Genomic DNA, 22,464 nt, shown 5'->3' with positions numbered 1-22,464 from the left:
TCGGCCAACTCCGCTCATGCCCGCCAACGACCGCAGCTTCCTCGACCCCGCCGTTCTCAGCCGCCTCATGGCGCTGCCGTTGAACGCGCGCCAGGCGATGCTCGGCAACGTCTCCGGCAAGCACCGCAGTCCGGTGCGCGGTTCATCGCTCGAATTCGCGCAGTATCGCAAGTACGTTCCCGGCGACGACACGCGCCGTCTCGACTGGCGCACGTGGGGTCGCAGCGACCGTTTTTACATCAAGGAGTTCGAAGCCGACACGAACCTCCGCCTCTGCCTGCTCATCGACACCAGCGGCAGCATGAACTTCGGCCCCGCCGGTGCCACGCGTTTCGATTACGCGAAGAAACTCGCCGGCACGCTCGCCTACATCGCCGCGCAGCAGGGCGATGCCGTCGGCCTGCATTCGCTCGCGGAAAAGCCCATCGAGATCCCCGCGAAGCGCGGTGCTTCGCATCTCGGACTCATCCTGGATCAAATGGCCGCCATCCAGCCGGTGGGCGACACCACGCTGCTCACCGCGTTGCACGATGCCGCCGAAAAAATCCGCCAGCGCGCCCTCGTCGTCATCTTCAGCGACCTCTTCGTGCCGCCTGCGGAGTTGAAGTCCGCCATTCAGCACCTGCGCTTCCGCAAGCACGACGTCGCGGTCTTCCATCTGCTCGATCAGAAAGAGCTCGACTTCGACTTCGACCGCCCCGCGCGCTTCATCGACATGGAAGGCGGCGAAGCCCTCCTCGCCGACCCCAGCCTCATCGCCCGCAACTACCGCGAAGCCGTGCGGCAATACATGCACGAGATCGACGACCTCATCCGCACCACCGCCATCGACTACCACCGCGTGAAACTGCACGAGAAGTATGACGACGTGCTCGCGCGGTTCCTGCTGAGCCGCGTGCAGAAGAAAGGAGGACGGTGATGTGTGATCGCCCACCAGGTTACAAGTTGCCAATTTGGCATCGTCGCGGCCGCTGGCTGGTCTTGGCAGGCGCAATACTCATTGGCAGCGCCTTGATACTTCGAAAAACGCTGGGAACTGCAGCGGTTGAAAACTCGTGGATGTATTGGTTGCAGCCATTTGGAACGGTCCTGATGATCATAGCCGGGGTCACCGTGATCTGTGCCTCAGAGAAACCATTTTCAGAACCAAAAGGTCTGTCTGACGCTAGTTCGCAATTGGAGGAAGGGAAAGACGCTGACCCATGACCTTCCTCGTCCCAGCGCTGCTTTTTGCCCTGCCGCTCGCGGCGTTGCCGGTGGTCATTCATTTGATCCATCTGTATCGGCGGCGGCAGGTGAAGTGGGCGGCGATGATGTTCCTGCGCATGGCGCAGCGCATGAACAAGGGGCTGTCGCGACTGCGGCAGATTTTGATCCTCGCGTTTCGCGTGCTGGCGGTGGCGGCGATCCTGTTTGTCATCACGCGGCCGATGGCAGGCGGTTTGCTCGGGCTCACGGGCGGCGTACCGGACACGGTCATCGTGCTGCTCGACCGTTCGGCGAGCATGGAGCAGCAGAATCTGGCGACGGGCACGAGCAAGCGTGCAGCAGGCCTCGCGAAACTCTCGCAGGCGTTGCGCGACACGGTGGGCACGCGCTCGAAGCTCGTGCTCATCGAGAATGCGCATCTGCAGCCGCAGTTGCTCGACAAGCCGGAGTCGCTCGTCGACCTGCCGCTCACGGGCGCCACGGACACGACGGCGGACATTCCTGCGCTGCTGCAGGGCGCGCTCGATTACATCACCACGAATCAAACCGGCCGCACGGACGTGTGGGTGCTGAGCGATCTGCGCCAAAGCGACTGGGATGCCGCGAGCGGACGCTGGCAGGCGCTGCGCAGCGCGTTCACCAGCCTCAAGGGCCTGCGCTTTCATCTGCTGACTTATGCGCAGTCGGTTTCGCAAAACCTTGCCGTCGCCGTCGAGCGCGTCATGCGCCGCGAAACCGCCGACAAAGCCGAGTTGCTGCTCGATCTGCGCATCACGCGCGATCAGGCCTCCGCCACGCCGACCGAACTGCCGCTGCGGTTTGTCATCAATGACGTGAGCACCACCACGAAGGTGGAGATGAAGGACGCGCAACTCGTGCTGCAAGGCTACGCCATTCCCATCGACAAAACGACGAAGCGCGGCTCCGGCCGCGTCGAACTGCCCGCCGATGCCTCGCCGTCCGACAACGTGTTTTACTTCGTCTTCGACGAACCCGCCGTGCTGCGCTCCGTGATCGTGACCGACGACGAAGCCGAGGCCGGTCCGCTGCAGGCGGCGCTCGAAGCCGCCGCGGATCCCACGCGTCACTACGCCGCCATCGTGCTGCCGCCTGCGCGTGCCGCCGAAATCGCCTGGGATGATAGCGCGCTCATTGTCTGGAACGCGCCGCTGCCGAAGGCGGATGATTTGATCGCCAAACAGTTCGCGAATCATCTCGCGGCCGGTCGCAGCATCCTGTTTCTGCCCACCGAATCGCCCGACAATGAAACCTTCGGCGGCTTGCACTGGGGCGCATGGAGCGGCGGCAGCAAACCGGCGAGTGTCGAGTGGTGGCGCAACGACACCGGCCTGCTCGCCAACACGCGCAGCGGCACCGCGTTGCCAGTCGGCGAACTCGAAGTCAGCCGCCACTGCGAGATCCTCGGCGAGGGCACGCCGCTCGCACGTCTCGGTGAAAACACGCCGCTTCTCATGCGCGCCGACCTTCCCGGCGACGGCAACGCGTGGTTCCTCGGCACGCTCACCGGTTCCGGTTCATCGAGTCTCGCACGCGACGGCGTGGTGATGTTTGCGATGCTGCATCGTGCGCTGAACGCCGGCGCCCGCAGCCTTGGCAAAGCCCAGCAGCGCGAGGCCGCGGCGGCCGAGTCGTTGAACGACTGGAAGCGCCTCGGTGAGACGATGCTGAGCTCCGAGCAGTCGTTGCGCGCGGGCATTCTCTACAAGGACGACAAGCTCATCGCCCTGAACCGTCCGCTGCGTGAAGACCGTCCGGAGACGCTCGGTAAGACCGTCTTGGAAGAACTCTTCACCGGACTCGACCATCACATCATCGAAGACCAGGTCGAAAACGAAACCAGCCTCGCCAGCGAGATCTGGCGCACCTTCCTTTTCTTGATGGCCGTCGCGCTGCTCGGCGAAGCACTGCTGTGCATGCCGGGGAAACGTGAACCTGCCCAAGCCACTGTTTAGCCGAAAGAAACGAAAAACAGAAAAAACAAACCAGCCATGACCACAGCTCAAAAGGATCCTGTTTTTGAACTCACTGACGTCGTTCGTGAAACGGGTTTCAGAGTGCATCGATTCCTCGGCCCTGGTCATCTGGAGAAGATTTATGAGCGCTCTCTGATGAACCGGCTGCGAAAGATGGGCTTCAAAGTCGAAGAACAAAAGACCTTGAAGGTGTATGACGAAGACGGGACCGAGCTGGGTGAGTTCTATGCCGACTTGGTCGTGAATGATGTTCTCATTTTGGAACTCAAGGCAGCCAAAGAGATCGCAGATGAACATGTGGCCCAATTGCTGGGCTATCTTCGCGCCTCTGGCATTGAACATGGTGCCATCGTGAACTTTGGCGGAGCCAAATTCCAAATCCGCAAACTCGGCATGAAGGACATCCCCGGCACGACGCGGTTTCGCAAAATCACTCAGAACATTTGTTCCCTCTTTTTTTAACTCTTTCGTTTCTTTCGGCCAACTCACCTCATGCAGCCCACCACCTCCCAACTCGTCTTCAATCCCACACCCGCGGCGTTCGCGGTGGGTGTGGCGTTTGTCGTGGCGATCGCGGGGCTGGCGATCATGGCATGGCGGCGGAGCGGGTATCGGCCGTTCATGGGATGGCTGGAACTGCTGCGCGTGCTCATCGCCATCGGCATTGCGATCACGCTGCTGCAGCCGGAGTGGCTGGAGACGTTCAAGCCGGAGACGAAGCCGACGCTGGCGGTGCTGGTGGATGTTTCCGGCAGCATGACGACCAAGGACGTGCTGCGCGGCACCCAGGTGATCTCACGCGAGGACGCCGCGAAACCGCTCGTCGATGAGAAACTGTGGGCGCCGCTCAAGGAACGCATGGACGTCGTCATCGAGCCGTTCTCGTCGTCGCAAACACCGGCGACGGAAGGCACGGACATTCATGCCGCGCTGGCGGGCGTGATGGAGCAGCAGCCGAATCTCAAGGCGGTGGTGCTGGTGAGCGACGGTGACTGGAACTCCGGTGCGCCGCCATCGCAGGCGACCACGCGGCTGCGCATGCGCGAGGTGCCCGTCTTTGCCGTGCCGACCGGGGCCGAAACGCGGCTGCCGGATGTCGAACTGACGAGCTTCGACGTGCCGACCTTCGCCGTCGCGGGCAAACCGCTGCGCATTCCGTTCACGATCGACAGTTCATTGCCGCGCGATGAAGTCGTGGTGCTCGAGATGCAGGCTTCGAGCGGCGAGATCATCACCAAGGAGGTCACACTGCCCGCGATGGGACGGCTGCAGGATGCGATCGCATGGAAGCCGGACAAGCCGGGCGAGGTGAAGCTCACGCTGACGATTCCGAAGACGCCGAACGAGCGCTATCCCGAAAACAACTCGCAGGAGGCGCCGCTCTCGATTCGCAAGGAGCAGCTCAAAGTGCTGGTGATCGAATCCTTCCCGCGCTGGGAGTATCGCTACCTGCGCAATGCGCTGGAGCGCGATCCGGGCGTGGATGTGAGCTGTCTGCTGCTGCATCCGGGACTCGGTCACGTGGGCGCGGGCCGTGGATATTTGAAGGCGTTTCCGAAGGACGAGGAACTGACGAAATACGATGTCGTCTTCCTCGGTGACGTGGGACTGGCCAAAGACCAGCTCACCGCCGCGCAATGCACCGCGCTGCAAAAGCTCGTGCGCGACCAGGCGGGCGGCCTTGTCTTCATGCCCGGCTTCCATGGGTTCCAGGCGACGCTGCAGGACACACCGCTGGCCGATCTGCTGCCGGTGATCTGGGACGCGGCGCAGCCACGCGGTTGGGGCTCGTCGTCACCGGGCAAGTTTGCACTCACCGAGGCCGGGACGCGCAGCCTTTTGACGAAGCTCGAAGACAGCGACGAGGCGAGCGCCCGCGTGTGGAGCAATCTGCCGGGCTTTCAGTGGTATGCGCCCGCGCTGCGCGCCAAGGCGGGCAGCGAAGTGCTGGCGACGCATGGCACGGAGTCGAACCAGTTCGGGCGCATTCCGTTGATCGTGACCAAGACCTACGGCGCGGGCAAAATCCTCTTCATGGGCACCGATGGTGCGTGGCGCTGGCGCAAAGGCGTGGAGGACAAGTATCACTACCGCTTCTGGGGTCAGGTGGTGCGCTGGATGGCGTATCAGCGCAATATGAGCAGCGGTGAAAGCATGCGCCTGTTTTACTCGCCCGACCGCCCGCGCACCGGCGATGTGCTCACGCTGAACGCGAACGTGATGAGCCTGACCGGCGAACCGTTGCGCGACGGCATGGTGATCGCGCAAATCGCCGCGCCGAGCGGCAAGGTGTCCAGCGTGCGGCTCATGCCCGCCGGGGAAGAGGCCTGGGGGCTTTTCACCGGCGTCTTCACTCCCGTCGAACCGGGCGAGCATCAGGTGGAACTCAGCTGCGCCGAGGCGGGATCGTCGCTGGTGGCCAAGATTTCAGTGCAGGGCACCAGCCGTGAAAAGCGCGGCCAGCCGGCGCGGCTCGACGTGCTGCGCGAGATTTCCCGTTTCACCAAAGGCGCGATGCTGGACGCGAAAGATCCGGCCGCCATCGTCGCTGCGATTTCAGCCATGCCGGAACCCGTTCCGCAGGAGCGCCGCCTGCCGCTCTGGGCGCATCCGGCGTGGGCGGGCGTGCTGGTGCTGCTCATGGGCATTTTTTGGGTCGGAAGAAAGGCGGCCGGCGCGTTCTAAACCCCCAATCAAAAGCTCGTCAGGAACGTTTGATCACAGTAACATCTCCACAATATGAAAACCGAACTGCCGCCGATTCTCGAATCGAAGCTCGCGGATTTTCGCAAGCGGGTCTGGGTCGTGAAACTCACCGAAGGCCTGCTAGCGGCGGCTTTCGGGATCGTGCTCTCCTACGTGCTCGTGTTTGCGCTGGATCGCATCATGGAAACGCCGGCGTGGCTGCGCGCCTCGCTGCTGATTGCGGGCGCCTTGACGCTGGGTCTAGGGCTGCCACTCAAATGGCACCGCTGGGTGTGGCGTCAGCGCAGGCTCGAAGACGCGGCGCGGCTGCTGAAGCGCACGTTTCCCCGGCTGGGTGATCAGTTGCTCGGCATCGTGGAACTGGCGCATGTGGAGGCCGGTTCCGCAGGACGCAGCGAGCGGCTGGTGCAGGCGGCGATGGATCAGGCAGCCGACGCGGTGAAGGACAAGGACTTCACGCATGCGGTGCCCGAAGCGAAGCATTTCCAATGGGGCTGGGCCGCTGGTGTGACGGCGATGCTCGCGGTCGCTGCGCTCACGCTGGTGCCGGACGCCGCGTGGAATGCGATGGCGCGCTGGGTGACACCATGGCGTGACGTCGAGCGCTTCACCTTCGCGAAGATCGAGAAGCTGCCGGATCGTCTCGTGGTGCCGTATGCGGAGCCGTTCGATCTGAAGGTGCAGCTCGACAAGGACACGCGCTGGTCGCCCTCGCAGGCGAAAGCGCGGATCGGTGATCAGCCGGTGGTCGTGAGCGGATTGCAGCAACACGAGTATCCGCTGGCATTTCCGCCGCAGAAGGAAGACGCGGCTCTTTCGCTGTCGCTCGGCGATGTGCGCAAGACGGTGAACGTCTTGCCACGCACGCGGCCGGAACTGACGGCGCTCTCGGTGCGCACGCGACTGCCTGCGTATTTGAAATACAAGACGGAGCCGGTCATCGAGGTGCGCGGCGGTTCGGTCAGCGTGCTCAAAGGCGCCAAGGCCGCGCTGGAGGCGACGGCATCGCGCGAACTGGCTTCCGCCGAAGTCGATGGCGAGGCGGAGAAAGTTTCCGGCGCGAAGGTGACGACGCCCTTTCATGAAATCGCGGGCGACGCCGAGAAGCATGTGATGTGGAAAGACCGCGATGGGTTAACACCGCGCGAGCCGCTCGTTTTGAAGATCAACGCGATCGAAGATGAAGCGCCGCGTCTCGCCGCGCGTCGTGAGACGCAGGAGCAGGTGGTGCTCGATTCGGAGGTGGTCGTGTTCAACGTCGATGTGCAGGACGACTTCGGCATCCAGCGCACGGGCCTCGAGTGGCGCAGCGTGAACGATGACAAGACCAAGGGCGACAAGATTGCCGCCGCGGGCGAGCCGGAAAAGAAAGCGCTGGAAGCGAAGGCGACGTTTTGCGCGGCGCGCGACGGCGTGGAACCTCAGACGCTCGAGATTCGCGCCTGGGCGGAGGACTATCTGCCGAACCGGAAGCGCGCGTATTCAGCCGCGTTCCTGCTGCATGTGCTGAACAAGACCGATCACGCGCTGTGGCTGACGGAGCAGTTTGGCAAATGGCTCGAAGCCGCCCGCGAAAGCTACGAACGCGAGCAGCAACTGCACGCGACCAACAAGGAACTGCGCGCGCTGAGCCCCGCCGATCTCGACCGCCCCGAGAACCGCCGCAAGATCGCACAGCAGGCGAGCGCCGAGAATGCGAACGCCGCGCGCCTGAGCAGCTTGAATCAAAGCGGACGCAGTCTGGTGGAACAGGCGACGCGCAATGACGAGTTCGACGCGAAGCGTCTCGAGTCGTGGGCGACGATGCTGAAGTCATTGCAGGACATCGCGGCGAAGCGGATGCCGAGCGTAGCGGATCTGCTGAAGCAGAGTTCGAGCGCGAAGGCGGGCAAGCCGGGCCAGTCCACGGCTTCCAATTCACCGTCGAATCCATCGCAGCAGTCGCAGAGCCAGAAGAAAGGCGAGCCGGGCGAAGGCAAAGCCGGCCAGAGCAAACCCAGTGCGCCACAGATCGCCAACGGCCAGGATCTGCCGAAACCTCCATCGAGTGGAAAAGCCTCCGATGAAGCGCCGAAGAAGGAGAACATGCCCAGCATCGCCGACAAGGAGGGTTCGATGAGCAAGCCGGAGCTGAAGCCGGCCGATCCCAACGCGAAGCCCTCGCCACCGAAACCCAGCACCATGAAACTGCCGACGACGCAGATGGCGGCAGCACCTTCGAAAAAGAAAGACGGTGAGGAAGAAAAACCGCAGGAGGCGCAAACGCTCGCGCAGAAGAAGATGGACGACGCGATTGACGAACAGAAGCTGCTGCTGGCCGAATTCGCCCGCGTTTCAGACGAGTTGAGCCAGATCCTCGCCAGTCTCGAAGCGAGTACGTTTGTGAAGCGGCTCAAAGCGGCCTCGCGTCAGCAATTGGTGGCGGCGAAGGACCTGAACACGAAGACGCTCAGCGCCTTCGGCCTCGAGCGCAAGCCCGTGAAGGATGCGAAGGCGATCGCCGAACATGAGAGGGAGCAGAGCGAGACGGTGCGGGTCATCCAGAGCGACATGGAAGCCTACTTCGCGCGCAAGCCGGACATGCAGTTCAAAAACATCATCGGGCAGATGAAGGAGACGCAGATCGTACGCGCGCTGGCGACCGTGGGTGATCAGGCGGCGGTAAACCTGAGCGGCAACAGCATGGCGGGTGCGGAGTTCTGGGCCGACACGCTGGACCGCTGGGCAGAGGAGATGGTGGCGGCCAGCGAATGCAAGTCGTGCAGCAGTTGCAGCGCGGACAGCCTGCCACCGGAGATCGTGCTGAAGGTGATGAAGGCGTTGCGCGACGAGATGAAGCTGCGCGACGAAACGAGGGAGCTCGAAAACGCGAAGCCGGCGCTCAAGGCAGGCGAGCATTCTCAGAAATCGGCGAACCTGGCCTCGAAGCAGTTTGGCATTCAGGCAGGCGTGCGCGGCGCGTTTGACGACATCCGACGGCTGCCGCAGGGAAATGAAAAATTCGGCAAGGAATTGAAACTGCTCGGTGCGGTTATGCAGGTGATGATGGAAGCGGCCGGCATTCTCGACAACGCAGACACTGGTGCGCCGGCGATCGCAGCGGAAACAGAGGCCATCGAGCTTCTGCTGCAGGCCAAACGCCAGAGCCCGAAAGGCGGTGGTGGCGGCGGATCGAATCCTGGCGGCGGCGGCACGGCCGATTCGGCTTCACAGGCGGCGCTGGCGGATCTGGGTCCGGGATCGGACGCGGAAACGCATGTGCAGACGCGTCCGGTGGGTCAGTCGACAGGAAAGGCGGGGCGCGAACTGCCCGAGGAGTTCAAGACCGGACTCGATGCATATTTCAACAAGCTGGAGGCAGGAGGCGGAGCGAAATGACGCGGTTCGTGCTGCTGACCACGCTATTGATCGCCTCCGGCATCGCGCAGGCGCAGTCGATGTCGCGCGCCGATTTGAAGAAGCCGCTTTCGGACACGGTGGAGAAGGCGCTGGCTGATTTTGTACAGTTGTGCGTGCCCGAAAAGCGAAAGCAGCTCGCCACCTACATGGAGGACGTTATCAAGGCCGTGGATGCATCCGCAACTCTCACAGCCTCGGAGAAATCGACGTTGGAAGCGGAGGCAAAGAACGCCGTGGAGGTCTCGGTGAAGACCTGGCAGCCTAAGGCGGTGGTGATGATGCGCACGTACCTTTCGCGCAACTCGGACGCACAGGCGCTCAGGCACATCGGCATCTGGAAACCGGAAGCGGCGGGACCGGATGAGCCCATCGAAGACTGGACTCCGCCCGATGAGGAGCGCTCGTGGCTGGCCGCCTTGAAGAACACCTTGGGCGAGCCGCGCTTCACCTCATGGCATGACGCCGACGTGAAAGCGAAAGCGAAGGCAGCCAAGGAGATCGCTGCATACCTCGAACGCTGGGTGCGTGAATCCCGCGGGCCGATGAACGAGGATCTACGCGCCAAGATTGAGCTGATGAAGAAGAAGTTCTCCCTGACAGAGGCCCAGACCACGGCACTGAACAAGGCGGCGGAGGCTTTGCTGGACCGAATCAGCGACGCCGAGAAAAAGCGTGCCATCGGCATGCTGCGCACGCTGCCTGCGGAAGCGCGCGAGCGCATCATGAACCGCAGCTACTTCTCCATCCGTTTCGACCGTCCCCGCGGCGAAGCCTGGGACAAGGCCTGGGAGGACGCGGCGGCGAAGGTGCTGTCCTCCGACCTGATCGCCGAATGGAAAAAGACCGACAAGGAAGAGCAGGGCAAGGCGGAGAACGAACTCGCCGACATGATCAAACCCTCCGAGCAGCAGGCGGAGCAGCAGATGGAGATCGTCATGACCGCAGAGATCGACAGCATCGTGACCTCACTCGATCTGGACAAAGAACGGGTCAAGGCGCTGGAGAAACTGTCCAAGGAAGCAATTCAAGAATCGCTCAAGCAGGCTCGAAAAGGATGGCTGCAGCAGGCAAAAAACTACTCGGCCACAGAACGGAAGCGCATCAGCGGCAACGTTTATTTTGGCGTCAGTGAGGAACAGCAGGCGATGAAGCTGCCGGTGTGGACGGAGGGCATCAAGAAGCTGCTATCCGAAGAGGAGCGGACCCGCATGACCGCCGAAAACAAGCAGCGTGAGGAACGCACGGTGCTGGCGATCGCGCGCGCCTGTCTGGCGGAGATGGACCGCACCCTGGTGCTCAATCAGGATCAGCGAACGAAGCTGGAGCCGCTGCTGATGGTGGAAATGCAGCCGCTGCTTGAGAGACGGCGTCAGCAGTACTGGAGCTACAACACCACCCAGCTCTTTCAAAATGCGGGCAAGGTGAAGCAGGAGATGCTGCAGGCCGTTCTCGATGACGTGCAGCTGAAGCATTGGAAGGAGCTGGTCACCTCGAACAGCAGCTCCTCACGCAATGCGGTGATGCCGAACATGAACGGTCCCGGCCCGGAGGTGCCGGACATGGAGGTCGCGATCTCGGCGCACTTGTACAAGATGTTCGTCGCAGAACGCTCCAAGATGCTGACGCAGATGATGCCGCAGGTGGAGGATGCCACACGCGTGCTGACACTGCCTTCACCGACAGTTGCCCGGCTTACCACGGCGGCCAAGGGAGCGGTGGAGGCCGGCCTGGAATACTGGCGGCAGAACATCGACCGGTATGTGCGCCAGAGCGTGCAAACCGCCACGCCGAAGAACATCCTGCAGGCGCTCGCCGGAACCGAGCGCGTGAGCTTCGGCCGCAACGAAAGCGGACCGCAGAACACGGACATTTGGAAGACGGCGTTGAAGACGACCCTGAACGAAGCCCAGCAGAAAAAGCTCCAGCAGGTGATGGATGAACGGCATGCCTACCGCCTGCGCGCAATGGCGGCGATGAGCGTCTCGGAGCTGGACCGCCGCCGCAAGCTTTCCGCCGACCAGTGCGCCAGGATCGAGACCGCAGTTCAAAAGATTCTGACCGAGTATCTGCCAGACATCGAACGCTACATGTCTCATCAATGGTTTCTGCAGTACTACTACGCACTTGTGCCAATGGGCGGCGTGGGGGAGAAGGAGATGCAGACGATCCTCACCCCGGAGCAGTGGAAGCTGTGCAAGGAACGCGACCTGCCCGATGCGCTGCAGTACTGGGAGGGCATTCAAAACAATCATGCGCAACGCCTGAGGCAGGGAGCGCAGGCGAACGGCAATCAGATCATCTTCAACGGAGGGCTGATCATCGATCAATGAGCTTAAGCACAGGGCAAGGAGCACAGGGCAAAGAGTCCAGGTGGATGCAAAGCGAGCATGGAGCGCGGCGAACCGGCCTCATCGCGATCTTTGGCTTGTGCGCGGCGCTTTGCCCTTCGCCCTTCGCTCTACGCGCCCAAGATCCGGCATTGCGTTTTGGCGGCGCGATCCCGCAGGAGGTGGAAACCGTTTACGAGCGCGGACTCTCGTGGCTGGCGTCCAAGCAGACCGACGCAGGCGGCTGGCAGGGCGGTCAGGATGGCGCCGGCGTGGACGGCATCTGTCTCATGGCCTTTCTCGCGAGCGGCGAGGATCCGAATTTTGGCCGTTACGCACTCAACATCCGCCGGGCGCTGCGCGCGATCATCCGCAGCCAGGATGCGAGCACCGGTTATCTGCCGAACAGCATGTACCATCATGGCTTTGCCACGCTCTCACTCTCCGAAGCCTACGGCACCGTGGATGAATCGCTGCTTTGGGAAGGCGCCAAGCCGGTGCGCACGATTGGACAGGCGCTTGATCTCGCGATCCGCTGCGCGGGCACTTCGCAGAAGGCGAATCGCTGGGGAGGCTGGCGCTACATGCCCAACTCCACTGACGCCGACACCTCGGTGACGGGAGCCGTGCTCATGGGGCTGCTCGCAGCACGCAACGCAGGCATGGAGGTCTCGGATGAAGTCATCGATGCCGCGCTCGAATACATGCGCCGCAGCACGGGCAGGGACGGAAGCGTGGCCTACGCCGGCGGATTCGGCGGTTTTGGAGAATCGATGAACCGCAGCGCGATTGCGACACTGGTGGCCGCTGTTTCGAAACACAAAGACTCCGACGAGTTCAAGGCCACGCTGAAGCACATCACCGACCGCCTGGAGCACAGCGAGGGGAACTACAAGGAGTACTTCCGCTACTACATGGCGCAGGCGCTGTTCCAGGGCGACTACGCCTCGTGGCAGAAGTGGAACGCCGCCACCGCACGAGTGCTGAGCGAAACCCAGGCTGCGGACGGCGGCTTTGGCACCGGCGCGTATGAAACAGGCATGTCGTTGCTGGCCCTGGCACTGAACTATCGCTTCCTGCCGATCTATGAACGCTAGGCACCTCATCACAGCTCTGCTGATCGGATGCGGCGCCTGTTCCGCTTCCGAGCTTCACTGGCAAAATGGCGAGTGGCTGGGTGGACACTTCGTCGGCGCGGAAAAAGATCATGTGATCTGGCGCACGCCGATGTTCAGCGAAGATGTGGAGGTGAGCCTCGATGTGTTGAAGCGGGTGAACCGGTTCAAAACAGACGACAAAACCAAGGAGCCCTTCAGCATCAGCCTCGCCGATGGCAGCCGGCTTTACGGAACGATCACCGGGCTCGACGCGAAGACGCTGAGTGTGAAGTCTGCGCGCTTTGGCAGCATCCGCATTCTGCGTGATGCGGTGGTGAACGTGCAGCGACTGAAAGCTGACGGCATGCCGCTGCCGTCGCTGTCCGGCACCAGCGGATGGATCGAAATCGCCCCTGAAAACAATGGGGCTACACCAAACAACGCAAAGCTGTGGCGCATGGTGCCTGGTGCGGCTTTGCAGCAGGTGGGCTGGAATCGCAGTGTGAATCTTCCGGTGGAAGCGCCCGCCAAGGTGGAGATGCAGTTCACGCTGAGCTCAAGCGTGCGACCCGAGTTCAAGATCGAACTCAAAGCATCGGATCAGGAACGCATGATCGTCGAAACCTGGGTGGATGACGTCGTGCTGCAGGGACATCTTTTCGAAAGCGTGCAGAAACTCAGCGACGATGCGCGGCGCATCACACTGAGCCTGTTTTGGAACCGCGAGACCGGCCATTGTGCGATCTATGGCGCGGACGGTCGAAAGCTGGCGGAAACAACCAAGCCCCCGGTGGAGCAGAAGCCGACGGAAAAAAAAGCTGCTGAGAAAAAGCCCGCAGCAGGAGCCGGTGGCGGCGGTTTGTTCGGCGCCCTTTTGGGAGTGGTGCAGGGAGTGGCACAGGCAAAAATGGAGGCCATCGCCGAGGCACAGGCACGCAGTTCCGAAAAGAGTGCGCCGCGCACGCCCACCGGCCTGACGCTCTTGAACAAAGGCCCTGACCTCACCCTCGAAGCCCTGCGGATTCGTGAATGGAACGGCGCCCTGCCCACCGACATCACCGACGTACGTCCGCGAGTGGAGCTGACCGACGGCCCCTATCTCAAGGCAAGCGCCGTGCGTGCTGATGCCACCACTTTGACCGTGCGGAAACAGGATGGGCAGGAGAACAGTCTGCCGTGGAGCAAGGTGCTGGCGGTGGAAATGAGCGCGAAACCCTCGCCATTTTTCCAGACGGCGCTGCCAAACACGGACATGTGGTTCACAGACGGTGAATGGGTGAACGGCATCCTGCTGCAGGTGCGCAATGAAACGGCCACGTTTGCGACGACTTTTTCTGAAGCGCCCGTGACCTTCAAGATCAACACGCTGCACCATCTGGAGTTCAACGGTTTTGGGAAGGACGACAGAGAGACCGATCTTGAATCCCTCGACACGCTCGCCCTTGGCAAGAGCGTGCTGCACGGCACGCTCGATGCGGGCGGGGAGGCGCAGCCGCGCTGGCAGCCGGTCGGCGCATTGAAACCTGTCGCGCTCATCACCGCCGGCGAACTGGAGATCACCCGCGCTGCATCGGCACAGCCGGCAGGACTTCGCAGCGAGGCCTTGTTTTACCTGCAGGGCGGCGATGTCGTCCCCGGCAGGCTGCGAGCCATTGATGCGAAGCAGGTGGATCTGGATTCCGACGTGGCCTCGGTGAAACACCTGCCGGCTGAAAAACTCGAGGCTATTCAATTTGGCGGCGCCTCTCTGAATCTCAACGGCTTCGAGGATCCGGGCTGGCAACGCGTTCGTGGCACAGCCGCTCAGGTGAAGCGTAACGGCAAGGCCGAACTCGATTTCGAACCCGGCGGTTCGTGGGGACATCCGTCCTTCATGCAGGTGAATGAAATCAACTTCACCCTGCTGAGCAATGGATTCACGGCGCTGCGCATACGTTTGTACTGCGATGGCGTCAATCCCACGGCGCCGAGCACGAACCTGCTGTTCGGCCACATGGGCAGCGAAGTGTGCTTTGGCCTCGAATCCAGCGGCGACCAGATGGACCGCCAGTTCCGCCTGCGCTCAAGCGGTCCCATGCCCGTGCGCATCGCCATCGCGGAGAACACGATCGAAGTCTTCTTCAATGGCGTGTCTGCGCGCAAAATCACGCTCACCCCGAAGATGCGCTCCGGCAGCGGCATCATCATCGAACCCTTCAGCCTGTGGGGCAATGGCGAGCGCGACGTGAGGATCAATGCCTTCAGCGCACGTATCGCCCCGGGCCGCGTGGCCGTGCCTGTCGTAGATGCACGGGCTAAAGAGCACGCGCTCACTGTGCCGCGTTTCCGCAAGGAAGATCCGCCGCGGCATGCGCTGCTCGCAGCAAACGGCGACTTGCTGCGCGGCGTGATCGAAGCCGCCACGGCGGAGCACTTTGCCATCCGTTCCGGTTTGGAGACGGTCCAGGTGCCGCGCGATCGTGTAAAAGCCGCGGTGTGGCTCATCAAACCGGCGGACGCCGTCAGCGCAGCGTTCGAAGCCCAGGACCGCAAGGACGAGCCGTCCGTCATCACCCACTGGCTGCTGCTGAACAACGGCGGCCGTCTTGGTCTGAAGGTGCAGCGCTTCGCCGAGGATGCGGTGTTCGGCCATAGCCCTCTGCTGGGTGACTGCCGCGTGCCGCTGCCGCAGATTCATGTGATCCGCAGCACCACACCGCCGGAGAACGCCGCCATGCTGGCCCTGCATGACTGGAAGCTGACATTCGCGCCAGAACCCGTGCTGCCCGAAACCGGCGGCCAGAGTTCACCTCTGCTCGATCAGGACGCGCCTCCCTTCAAGCTGCCGCTCCTCGGCGGTGGCGAATTCGATTTCCCCAAGGAGAAAGGCAAGGTCATCGTCCTCGACTTCTGGGCCACGTGGTGCGGGCCGTGCATCAAGGCGCTGCCCGACATGATTTCACAGATGTCGGCCTTTGATCCGAACAAGGTGCGTTTCATCGGCGTCAACCAGGCTGAGTCCAAAGAGGTGGTGACAACCTTTCTCGAAACCCGTGGATGGAAACTTGAAGTCGCCTTTGATGCCAATCAACGCGTCAGCCAGCAGTTCGCCGTTGATGGCGTCCCCTACGTCATCGTCATCGGCCCTGACGGCAAGGTCGTCTATGTAAAGACGGGCTACGAGCCTGATGGTGCCAAACAGATCGCAGAGGTGGTGAGGAAGCTGTTGGAGGAATAAGGACTGTCCTGCCGGCCTTCGTTCTCGACAAACGACCCTGCCGCCGTCATGAATCGCGGCACTGATGACGCGCGAGCATTCTTATCTCTCCTGGCGGATCTGGGCCGTGTATGCAGTGCTGTTTGGCATCGCGGTGCCATGGTACTGGCCGGCGGAGGATGCGCGGATGTGGCTGGGATTTCCGCTGTGGGCGGTGGTGTCGATCGTGGGATCGTTCGGCATCTCGTGCTTCACGGCGTGGCTGTTTGTGAAGCGCTGGCCAACGGATGACGACGGGGAGGATGAAGCATGATCGCGGCGGCGACGGATGCGATTCCCTTCGGGCCGGGCGCGCTGGTGTTCATCGGTCTGTACTTGCTGTCGATGATCTGGATCGGCTGGCTCGGCATGCGAGCGCGGCAGGAGAACACGCTGCGGGATCATTTCATTGGCGGCCAGGGCGTGGGCTTTTTCGTCCTGCTGCTGACGCTGTTCGCCACGCAGTACAGCGGCAACACGATCCTCGGATTCTCAGGCAAGGCCTACCGCATCGGCTTCGCGTGGCTGACCTGCGTGCACTTCATGACGGCGATCGTGGTGACGTATCTGCTGTTTGCGCCGAAGCTCTTCAAGCTGGCCAAGCAGCATGCGTTTGTCACGCCGACCGACTACCTGAGCCATCGCTTCAATCATCGTGGTCTGAACCTGCTGGCCACGCTGATCATGGTGGCGGCGCTTTCGAACTTCTTCCTCGCCCAGCTCACCGCGATGGGACGAGTGGTGGAAGGACTCACGACGCTGCCACCCGAGATCGCCTTCGTCTGGGGCGTGGTGGTGCTGGCGGGCATCATGCTCGTGTATGAGACGATGGGCGGCTTCCGCGCCGTGGCGTGGACGGATGTGATTCAGGGCGGCGTCCTCGCGCTCGGATTTGCCGTGCTGCTCGTGCTGATCTTCAAAGAATACGGCTCGATGGAACAGACGACGCGCACGCTGCTGAAGATCGCGCCCGAAAAGGTGCTGCCGCCGAAGGCACCTGAAGTGCGAAGCTGGATCAGCTACATCTTCCTGCTCGGCGTGGGCGCGGCGCTTTATCCGCAGGCAATCCAGCGCATCTACGCGGCGAAGTCGGCGAAGACTTTGCGCAAAAGCCTCGCGCTCATGGCATTCATGCCGCTGGGCACCGCGCTCATTGCGGTGCTGGCCGGGGTGACGGCTGCGGCACATTTGGCCGGTGAATTGAAAGGCGCAGGCAGCGATGCGGTGCTCGGTGTGATGCTTCGCCACATTCAGGAGCAAAGTGCGCTGGGCTATGGAGTCGTGGTGCTCATCTTTGCCGCCGTGCTCGGTGCGATCATGTCCACCGCGGACTCCTCGCTGCTGTCCATCTCCAGCATGGTGACGAAGGATTTGTATGCAGGTTTTATCCGGCCAAACGCCGGACAGGCGACGCTCACACGATTCGGAAAGTGGATCTCCACCGTGTTCATGATTGCCCTCGCCGCACTGGCGGTGTGGCTGAACAACTCGGGAACGAAACTGACGCTGGTGGAACTCCTGGAAATGAAGTTCGACATGCTGCTGCAGCTCGCGCCGGCCTTCATGATCGCGATTCACTGGAAAGGCATGCGTGCCGGGCCGGTGTTTGCAGGCATGCTGATCGGGCTGATCTTTGCGCTGTCGTTCTTTTGGGTGCCGGCCAAGGGAGATGGCTTCCTGACGATGCTGAAAAACTCCGGCTTCCATCCCGGCCTGTATGCGCTGCTGTTGAACATCGTGATCGGCGTAGTGGGTTCGTGGATCGCCAATGCACGGTCAAAAGCATAGAGCAGGCGCGACCCCCATGAAAAGATCGCGCCTGCGTTGGTTTCAAGCTGCCTGAGGCATTCTCCGTCGTCGTTTCGATGTTTGGCGGCTCATCTCAGCCGACGACGGAGAAGTGATCGGCTGCTTAGAAATTGATGCGGAAACCGGCTTTGACGTAATGCGCGGTCTGGTTGCCGAAGTGGCCCTCATAGCCTGCGTAGGCCGTGACGGCTTTCGCGATGGCGTAGCTGGCGTTCAGTCGGGTGACCGCCTGGGTGTCGCCATTGCTGGCGAAGTTCACCGGATAGCTGGCCGTGGGAACGCTGGCGATGTTCACCGCCATCTGGCTCTTACTGTTCTGCAGCGCCTGCTGCACTGAGAGAGCCAGTTCCAGGTTGAACGGACGACCCGCGAGATCAGTGCTCCACAGCGCTGACACGCCCGCTTCGGCAATGAAGCGTTTGTTGCTGTAGCCGCCGACGTTGAGCGCGTCGATGGCGCCGGTCTCGCTGAAACCTGCAACACTGGTGTCAGAGTAAGTGAAGGACAGACGTGGTGCGATGGACACACCGCCAGCTCGCCAGCCTTTGTACTGAACTCCAAGGAATCCGACGTAGCTGGTGGCATCAGTGGAACCCGTGACCGTGCCGTTCACCGTCTGGCGGCGCATGTCGAAGTTCTGCTGGTTGAAGCCAAAGCTGCCGAAGAAGGTGAAGCTGTCTGCCAGCGTGTAGCGGCCATAGACCATGCCACCCCAACCGTCTGACTGGGCATTGCCAAGCGCAGCGCTGATGCTGCCTTCGCTCATGCTGCCGGCGAGACCGACGACATAGTCTTCCGACGCGAGCAGGTTGACGCCTGCATAGTAGTCGTTGCGGCTCGCCGTGGCGTCGTCCGCCGTGTTCATGTTGGCGTAGGTGTAGCCAAAGTACAAGGACATGGTCTCAGGCACTTCGCTCACACGATCCTCACCGATCTCTGCGGGAACATAGCTCATCGCCGAGACACGATCCTGAATGGTACGCACCAGCACCTGATTGCCCATGTAGGCGTAGTCGGAGATTGCGCCGTAATAGTCAGGCACATATTTGGCGAGGTCGCTGGATGCATTGCCGGTCGCATCCGTGATCTGAAGGGCCAGCAAGCCTGCGGTGGTGGTGAGGCTGCGAATCTGGTTCGGTCCGATGCCTGCCGTCGCTGCATTGAAGATGGACGCCGCAGCCGCACTCTGGTTCGCGTTCGCACCGAGATCCGCGTAGGTGTCGGTGGGATTGTTCAGGCCTGTGGTTGTCAGCAGCCCCGTATCCAGGTCGAGAACAAAAGCCGCCGTGGGTGTATCGGCCACATTGGGTCCGCCAGGAGGGGCGAAGCCATCGTTGTCAAAGGTGACCGTGGTGAAAGCTCCGGCAATCGCGCCTACGGTAACGGGTGCGCCAAGGCCGTCGGACAGAACCTGAAACGAGTTGCCCTGAGCGGCTGTGAAACCGCCAAAGTGCGCCACGTTGAGCGTGCCGTTGGCAGCGAGCGTCGTGGGCACCTGAATCTGGTCGAAGTCAGTGCCTGCCACGCCACCAAGCCCGGCCAGCTCAACCTTGGTCACGGCACCAGGGCCCTGAATCAGACCGGCGGGAACCACCAGGATACCAGGAGAAAACCCCGGCGAGATGGTGCCATTGTTGATCACATTGCCGGTGCCGATGAAGGTGATGAAACCGGAGATGGTGGAACCAAAAGGGATGATGAAGTCATTGCTGCCGATGTTGATCGTGCCGCCCGGGCTGCCGAGACTCGTCAGCGTGGTGAAGTTGATCGTGCCGCCGCCGCTGAGATCCAGCACGCCGCCGTTGGCAAGACTGATGGTGGGGCTGTTCAACACACCGCCGTTGGAGATCGTCAGAGTGTTTTCCACCGTGGTGGACAAGGCGTTGGTCGTGCCGCCATTGAGCGTGAGCGAACCACTCCCTGCGGTAAGATCCGAATTTGGTGCATCGAGGATGCCGGCGAAATTGCCACCGTCGGCGACGACGAACTGATTGCCGTTGGTGCGCACCGTTCCGGATCCCAGAAGGGTCTGGAAGGTTTCAATGCCATTGATGTAATCGAGATTGAGCGTGCCATCCACAGTGACCGTGGCGGTGTCGAGGATGAGTTCCGATGCAGTGAGGTTCAGAATACCCGTTGCGAGCACATTCACGATCGAGGCGCCGACGGTGTTGTTCAGGATGACGGTGCCGTCCACGTTCAATGTGCCGTCGCCGAGGTTCGCATTGAGCACGGAGCCGTCATTGAGGTTGTAGGTCGTCGCGGTGAGCGTGCCGGTGCCGTTGATGGTACCGGTGTTCGTCAGAGAGGCGATGGTGTCGTTGACAGAGCCCAGATTGAGCGTGCCGTCGTTATTGACTGCCGTGGTGACGTCGAGACCGCCGTTCGGGCTGTCCAAGGTGGCGCCTGCGGTGATGTCGATGAGGCTGCTCTTCACACTGCCGGTGATTTCCAGCGTGCCTGCGTTGATCGTGGTGCTGCCGGTGTAGGTGTTCGCGCCTGCGAGCACCAGCTTGCCATTGTGATTGGCGTCATTGATCGTGAGGGAGCCGTTGGAGATGACACCGTTCATGACGGCCCAGTCAACATTCGCATCGATGTTGTTTTCAGAGTCGGCGTCATTCGCTTTCACCAGGATGGTGCGGTCGGCGCCATTGAGGTTGATGTTGTTCGCGAATTTGACCTTGTCTGTGGCGTAGGTGGAACCAAAGATCAGAGCGTTGCCATTCGGCACGAAGCTGCCGCTGCCCCAGAACATTGTCTGACCGTTGCTGAGACGGACATTGAGATCTCCTCCCGCCGCGGCAAAGCCGCCGCTGCCGCCCCATTGCACACGATTGCTCTGAGCACCCACGTAGCGGGTGAAACTGCCGTTCATCATGAGCACGCCGTTCGATGCGGCTGTTCCGGCCAGGTTGATGTTGCTGTCCCAGTAGATGCCTTCGCCGTCCTGTGCCTGAAGAGTGCCACCTTCGATTTTCGTCTGGCCTGAGTAGAGGTTGGCCCCGTTGAACTGGATCAGGCCGCTGCGAATGATGATGATCGCTCCTGAACCGGACGTGATGGGCGAAACACCTCCGGAAGGAATGATGGATGCGGCACTGTCGTCTGCGATGGAGGTGCCGTAAGCATCGCCATTGAAGGTGATGACATTGCCAATGCTGTACTTGTCAGCGTCCAGGATGACCGTGGAACCCTTCATCATGAAAAGGTCAGTTCCAACGCCGATGCCGCTCATTCCGGCGTCGGTGCTGTCATCCGCTACTTGTCCGTCACCGCCACGCACGCCGTTGCCATCAAACAAGGCGTTTCCGGTGATGGTGAGCGTGCCTCCAGTGCGGACAAAGATGGCACCGCCGTAGCCATTGCCCCCGATGCCGCCTGCCGTGGGTGTGAGGTTGTCGATGCCACTGGCACCGGCGCCACCGCCGAAACCGCCATTGCCGCCCGAACCGCTTCCGCCATCGGCACCATCTTCTCCTGCCGCAGAATCACCGCCATTGCCGCCGTTGCCGCCGACACCGCCGCCACCGCCAAAACCACCGGTTCCCCCCGCGCCGCCGCCACCACCGCCACCACCCTGCGCGGTGGAAGGATCGCCCACGTAGGCATCGCCGCCGTTGCCGCCATTGCCACCGGCACCGCCGCCGAAGAATTCGCTGCCTCGTCCGCCACTGCCGCCATTGGCACCACCGCCGCCGTTTCCTGCGGCACCATCCACCAGGCCTGTCACCGTGAGCGCCGTAAAGTAGGCGGCTTCATAGGTCTGCTTGGCGATCTCAGAAGTGACCGATCCGGTAGCCTTAGTTGCCTCGGCGTGGAACTGGGCTGCCAGGGTCGTGAACCCAGGCACCAGATTGGCAGTCGTTGGGCCGCCTGCATTGGCTCCTGAACCAGCCGCTGCGATGAGGCTGTCAAACACACCCGCAATGGTGTTGAAGATAACCGACTCGGTCGTCTCGGACGTGATGGTGAGCGCCTGGTAGGACATTTCCAGCCCCTGTTTGACCGTATCCGCCGTCACCGCCGAGCCGCCTGATCCATTGCCGCCATTCCCACCGTTGCCGCCAAATCCGGCGGTGGCATTGCCACCGAAGGCGCCATTGAAACCGTTGCCGCCGTTGCCGCCGTTCACATAGGCTGCCGTGCTTGGCGCATCACTACCGTTGGCTCCATTGGAACCGTTGCTTGTCGGGGTGAACAGATTGTTGAGGGTTCCACCAAGAGTTCCGACGCCGCCCTGGCCGCCGACAGCGTTGTTGGAGAGGAAGCTGACATTGTTCAGCTCGACATTCGTCCCGTTGTTAATGAACAGCGCACCTCCAAAACCCGCACCACCCCCACTGCCACTGCCGCCCACAGTGTTGAAGTTTTGCAACGTGACGTTGCTGATCGTCATGTCTCCCGTGTGGAGGAAGTAACCATTGGCGCTGCTGCCGTCGATGATGCCGCCGGCACCATCGAGAACGAAGCTGCCGTCCAGGACGGTGCCAGCCGTGGGATCCACCGCCCAGGCGGGCAGTGCCAGATTGAGCGACAGAATCGCCGTGAGCGCTGCGTGAGGCAGCCGGTTGAGGAAGGTCGGCTTGCGCCGCGTCTTTCGAATGTGGGATGTTAGTGTTTTCATGGGTATGCACGAGGTCGTGCATCCGGCATCCACAACTTCCTGTTCCGCGTGTTACCCCGGT

At 61.9% G+C, this 22,464-nt stretch carries 11 protein-coding genes; 10 read left to right on the top strand and 1 reads right to left on the bottom strand.

Features of this window, described 5'->3' with window-relative positions; genetic code table 11:
- The first annotated feature begins 16 nt into the window (after positions 1 to 16).
- The 10 genes from KDL09_RS02935 to KDL09_RS02890 all read left to right on the top strand — a co-directional run bounded on the left by KDL09_RS02935 (position 17) and on the right by KDL09_RS02890 (position 17,755).
- Positions 17 to 919: a DUF58 domain-containing protein gene (locus KDL09_RS02935; protein ID WP_294381130.1), complete on the top strand. Its 903-nt coding sequence runs from the start codon at positions 17 to 19 to the stop codon at positions 917 to 919.
- 283 nt (positions 920 to 1,202) lie between these two features.
- Entirely contained in the window at positions 1,203 to 3,182 is a 1,980-nt protein-coding gene (locus KDL09_RS02930; protein WP_294381128.1) for a BatA domain-containing protein, read from the top strand.
- A 36-nt stretch (positions 3,183 to 3,218) separates the two neighbouring features.
- A complete protein-coding gene (locus tag KDL09_RS02925) occupies positions 3,219 to 3,665 on the top strand; it encodes a GxxExxY protein (protein WP_294381127.1) in 447 nt (148 codons plus the stop codon).
- Between the two features lie 30 nt (positions 3,666 to 3,695).
- Entirely contained in the window at positions 3,696 to 5,888 is a 2,193-nt protein-coding gene (locus KDL09_RS02920) for a hypothetical protein (RefSeq protein ID WP_294381125.1), read from the top strand.
- Between the two features lie 54 nt (positions 5,889 to 5,942).
- Positions 5,943 to 9,287, top strand: a complete 3,345-nt coding sequence (locus tag KDL09_RS02915; RefSeq protein ID WP_294381124.1) for a hypothetical protein — start codon at positions 5,943 to 5,945, stop codon at positions 9,285 to 9,287.
- On the top strand, positions 9,284 to 11,638 hold the full coding sequence (locus KDL09_RS02910) for a hypothetical protein (RefSeq protein WP_294381123.1): 2,355 nt from the start codon (positions 9,284 to 9,286) through the stop codon (positions 11,636 to 11,638). The genes KDL09_RS02915 and KDL09_RS02910 overlap by 4 nt, the downstream gene beginning before the upstream one ends.
- A 44-nt stretch (positions 11,639 to 11,682) precedes the next feature.
- Positions 11,683 to 12,732 carry a squalene--hopene cyclase gene (locus KDL09_RS02905; RefSeq protein WP_294381121.1) on the top strand — a complete coding sequence of 350 codons (1,050 nt, stop codon included), beginning with the start codon at positions 11,683 to 11,685 and terminating at the stop codon, positions 12,730 to 12,732.
- On the top strand, positions 12,722 to 15,949 hold the full coding sequence (locus tag KDL09_RS02900; protein WP_294381119.1) for a TlpA disulfide reductase family protein: 3,228 nt from the start codon (positions 12,722 to 12,724) through the stop codon (positions 15,947 to 15,949). The genes KDL09_RS02905 and KDL09_RS02900 overlap by 11 nt, the downstream gene beginning before the upstream one ends.
- A 64-nt stretch (positions 15,950 to 16,013) precedes the next feature.
- Positions 16,014 to 16,241 carry a hypothetical protein gene (locus KDL09_RS02895; RefSeq protein ID WP_294381117.1) on the top strand — a complete coding sequence of 76 codons (228 nt, stop codon included), beginning with the start codon at positions 16,014 to 16,016 and terminating at the stop codon, positions 16,239 to 16,241.
- Positions 16,238 to 17,755 carry a sodium:solute symporter family protein gene (locus KDL09_RS02890; RefSeq protein ID WP_294381115.1) on the top strand — a complete coding sequence of 506 codons (1,518 nt, stop codon included), beginning with the start codon at positions 16,238 to 16,240 and terminating at the stop codon, positions 17,753 to 17,755. The genes KDL09_RS02895 and KDL09_RS02890 overlap by 4 nt, the downstream gene beginning before the upstream one ends.
- Before the next feature lie 124 nt (positions 17,756 to 17,879).
- Here the strand turns inward: KDL09_RS02890 and KDL09_RS02885 are convergent, their stop codons facing one another.
- Positions 17,880 to 22,403 (bottom strand): autotransporter-associated beta strand repeat-containing protein, encoded by a 4,524-nt coding sequence (locus KDL09_RS02885; RefSeq protein WP_294381114.1) that lies wholly within the window; start codon positions 22,401 to 22,403, stop codon positions 17,880 to 17,882.
- Between the last annotated feature and the right edge of the window lie 61 nt (positions 22,404 to 22,464).

The sequence above is a fragment of the Prosthecobacter sp. genome (assembly GCF_020439865.1).
Lineage (GTDB): Bacteria > Verrucomicrobiota > Verrucomicrobiia > Verrucomicrobiales > Verrucomicrobiaceae > Prosthecobacter.
The sequence above is the reverse complement of the archived record's forward strand: the minus strand, read 5'-3'. Positions and strand labels throughout refer to the sequence as shown.

Coding starts and splice junctions, on each gene's coding strand:
- KDL09_RS02900 (WP_294381119.1), top strand. CDS start 12,722: ATGAACGCTAGGCACCTCATCACAGCTCTGCTGATCGGATGCGGCGCC.
- KDL09_RS02890 (WP_294381115.1), top strand. CDS start 16,238: ATGATCGCGGCGGCGACGGATGCGATTCCCTTCGGGCCGGGCGCGCTG.
- KDL09_RS02925 (WP_294381127.1), top strand. CDS start 3,219: ATGACCACAGCTCAAAAGGATCCTGTTTTTGAACTCACTGACGTCGTT.
- KDL09_RS02885 (WP_294381114.1), bottom strand. CDS start 22,403: ATGAAAACACTAACATCCCACATTCGAAAGACGCGGCGCAAGCCGACC.
- KDL09_RS02930 (WP_294381128.1), top strand. CDS start 1,203: ATGACCTTCCTCGTCCCAGCGCTGCTTTTTGCCCTGCCGCTCGCGGCG.
- KDL09_RS02895 (WP_294381117.1), top strand. CDS start 16,014: ATGACGCGCGAGCATTCTTATCTCTCCTGGCGGATCTGGGCCGTGTAT.
- KDL09_RS02905 (WP_294381121.1), top strand. CDS start 11,683: ATGCAAAGCGAGCATGGAGCGCGGCGAACCGGCCTCATCGCGATCTTT.
- KDL09_RS02920 (WP_294381125.1), top strand. CDS start 3,696: ATGCAGCCCACCACCTCCCAACTCGTCTTCAATCCCACACCCGCGGCG.
- KDL09_RS02915 (WP_294381124.1), top strand. CDS start 5,943: ATGAAAACCGAACTGCCGCCGATTCTCGAATCGAAGCTCGCGGATTTT.
- KDL09_RS02910 (WP_294381123.1), top strand. CDS start 9,284: ATGACGCGGTTCGTGCTGCTGACCACGCTATTGATCGCCTCCGGCATC.
- KDL09_RS02935 (WP_294381130.1), top strand. CDS start 17: ATGCCCGCCAACGACCGCAGCTTCCTCGACCCCGCCGTTCTCAGCCGC.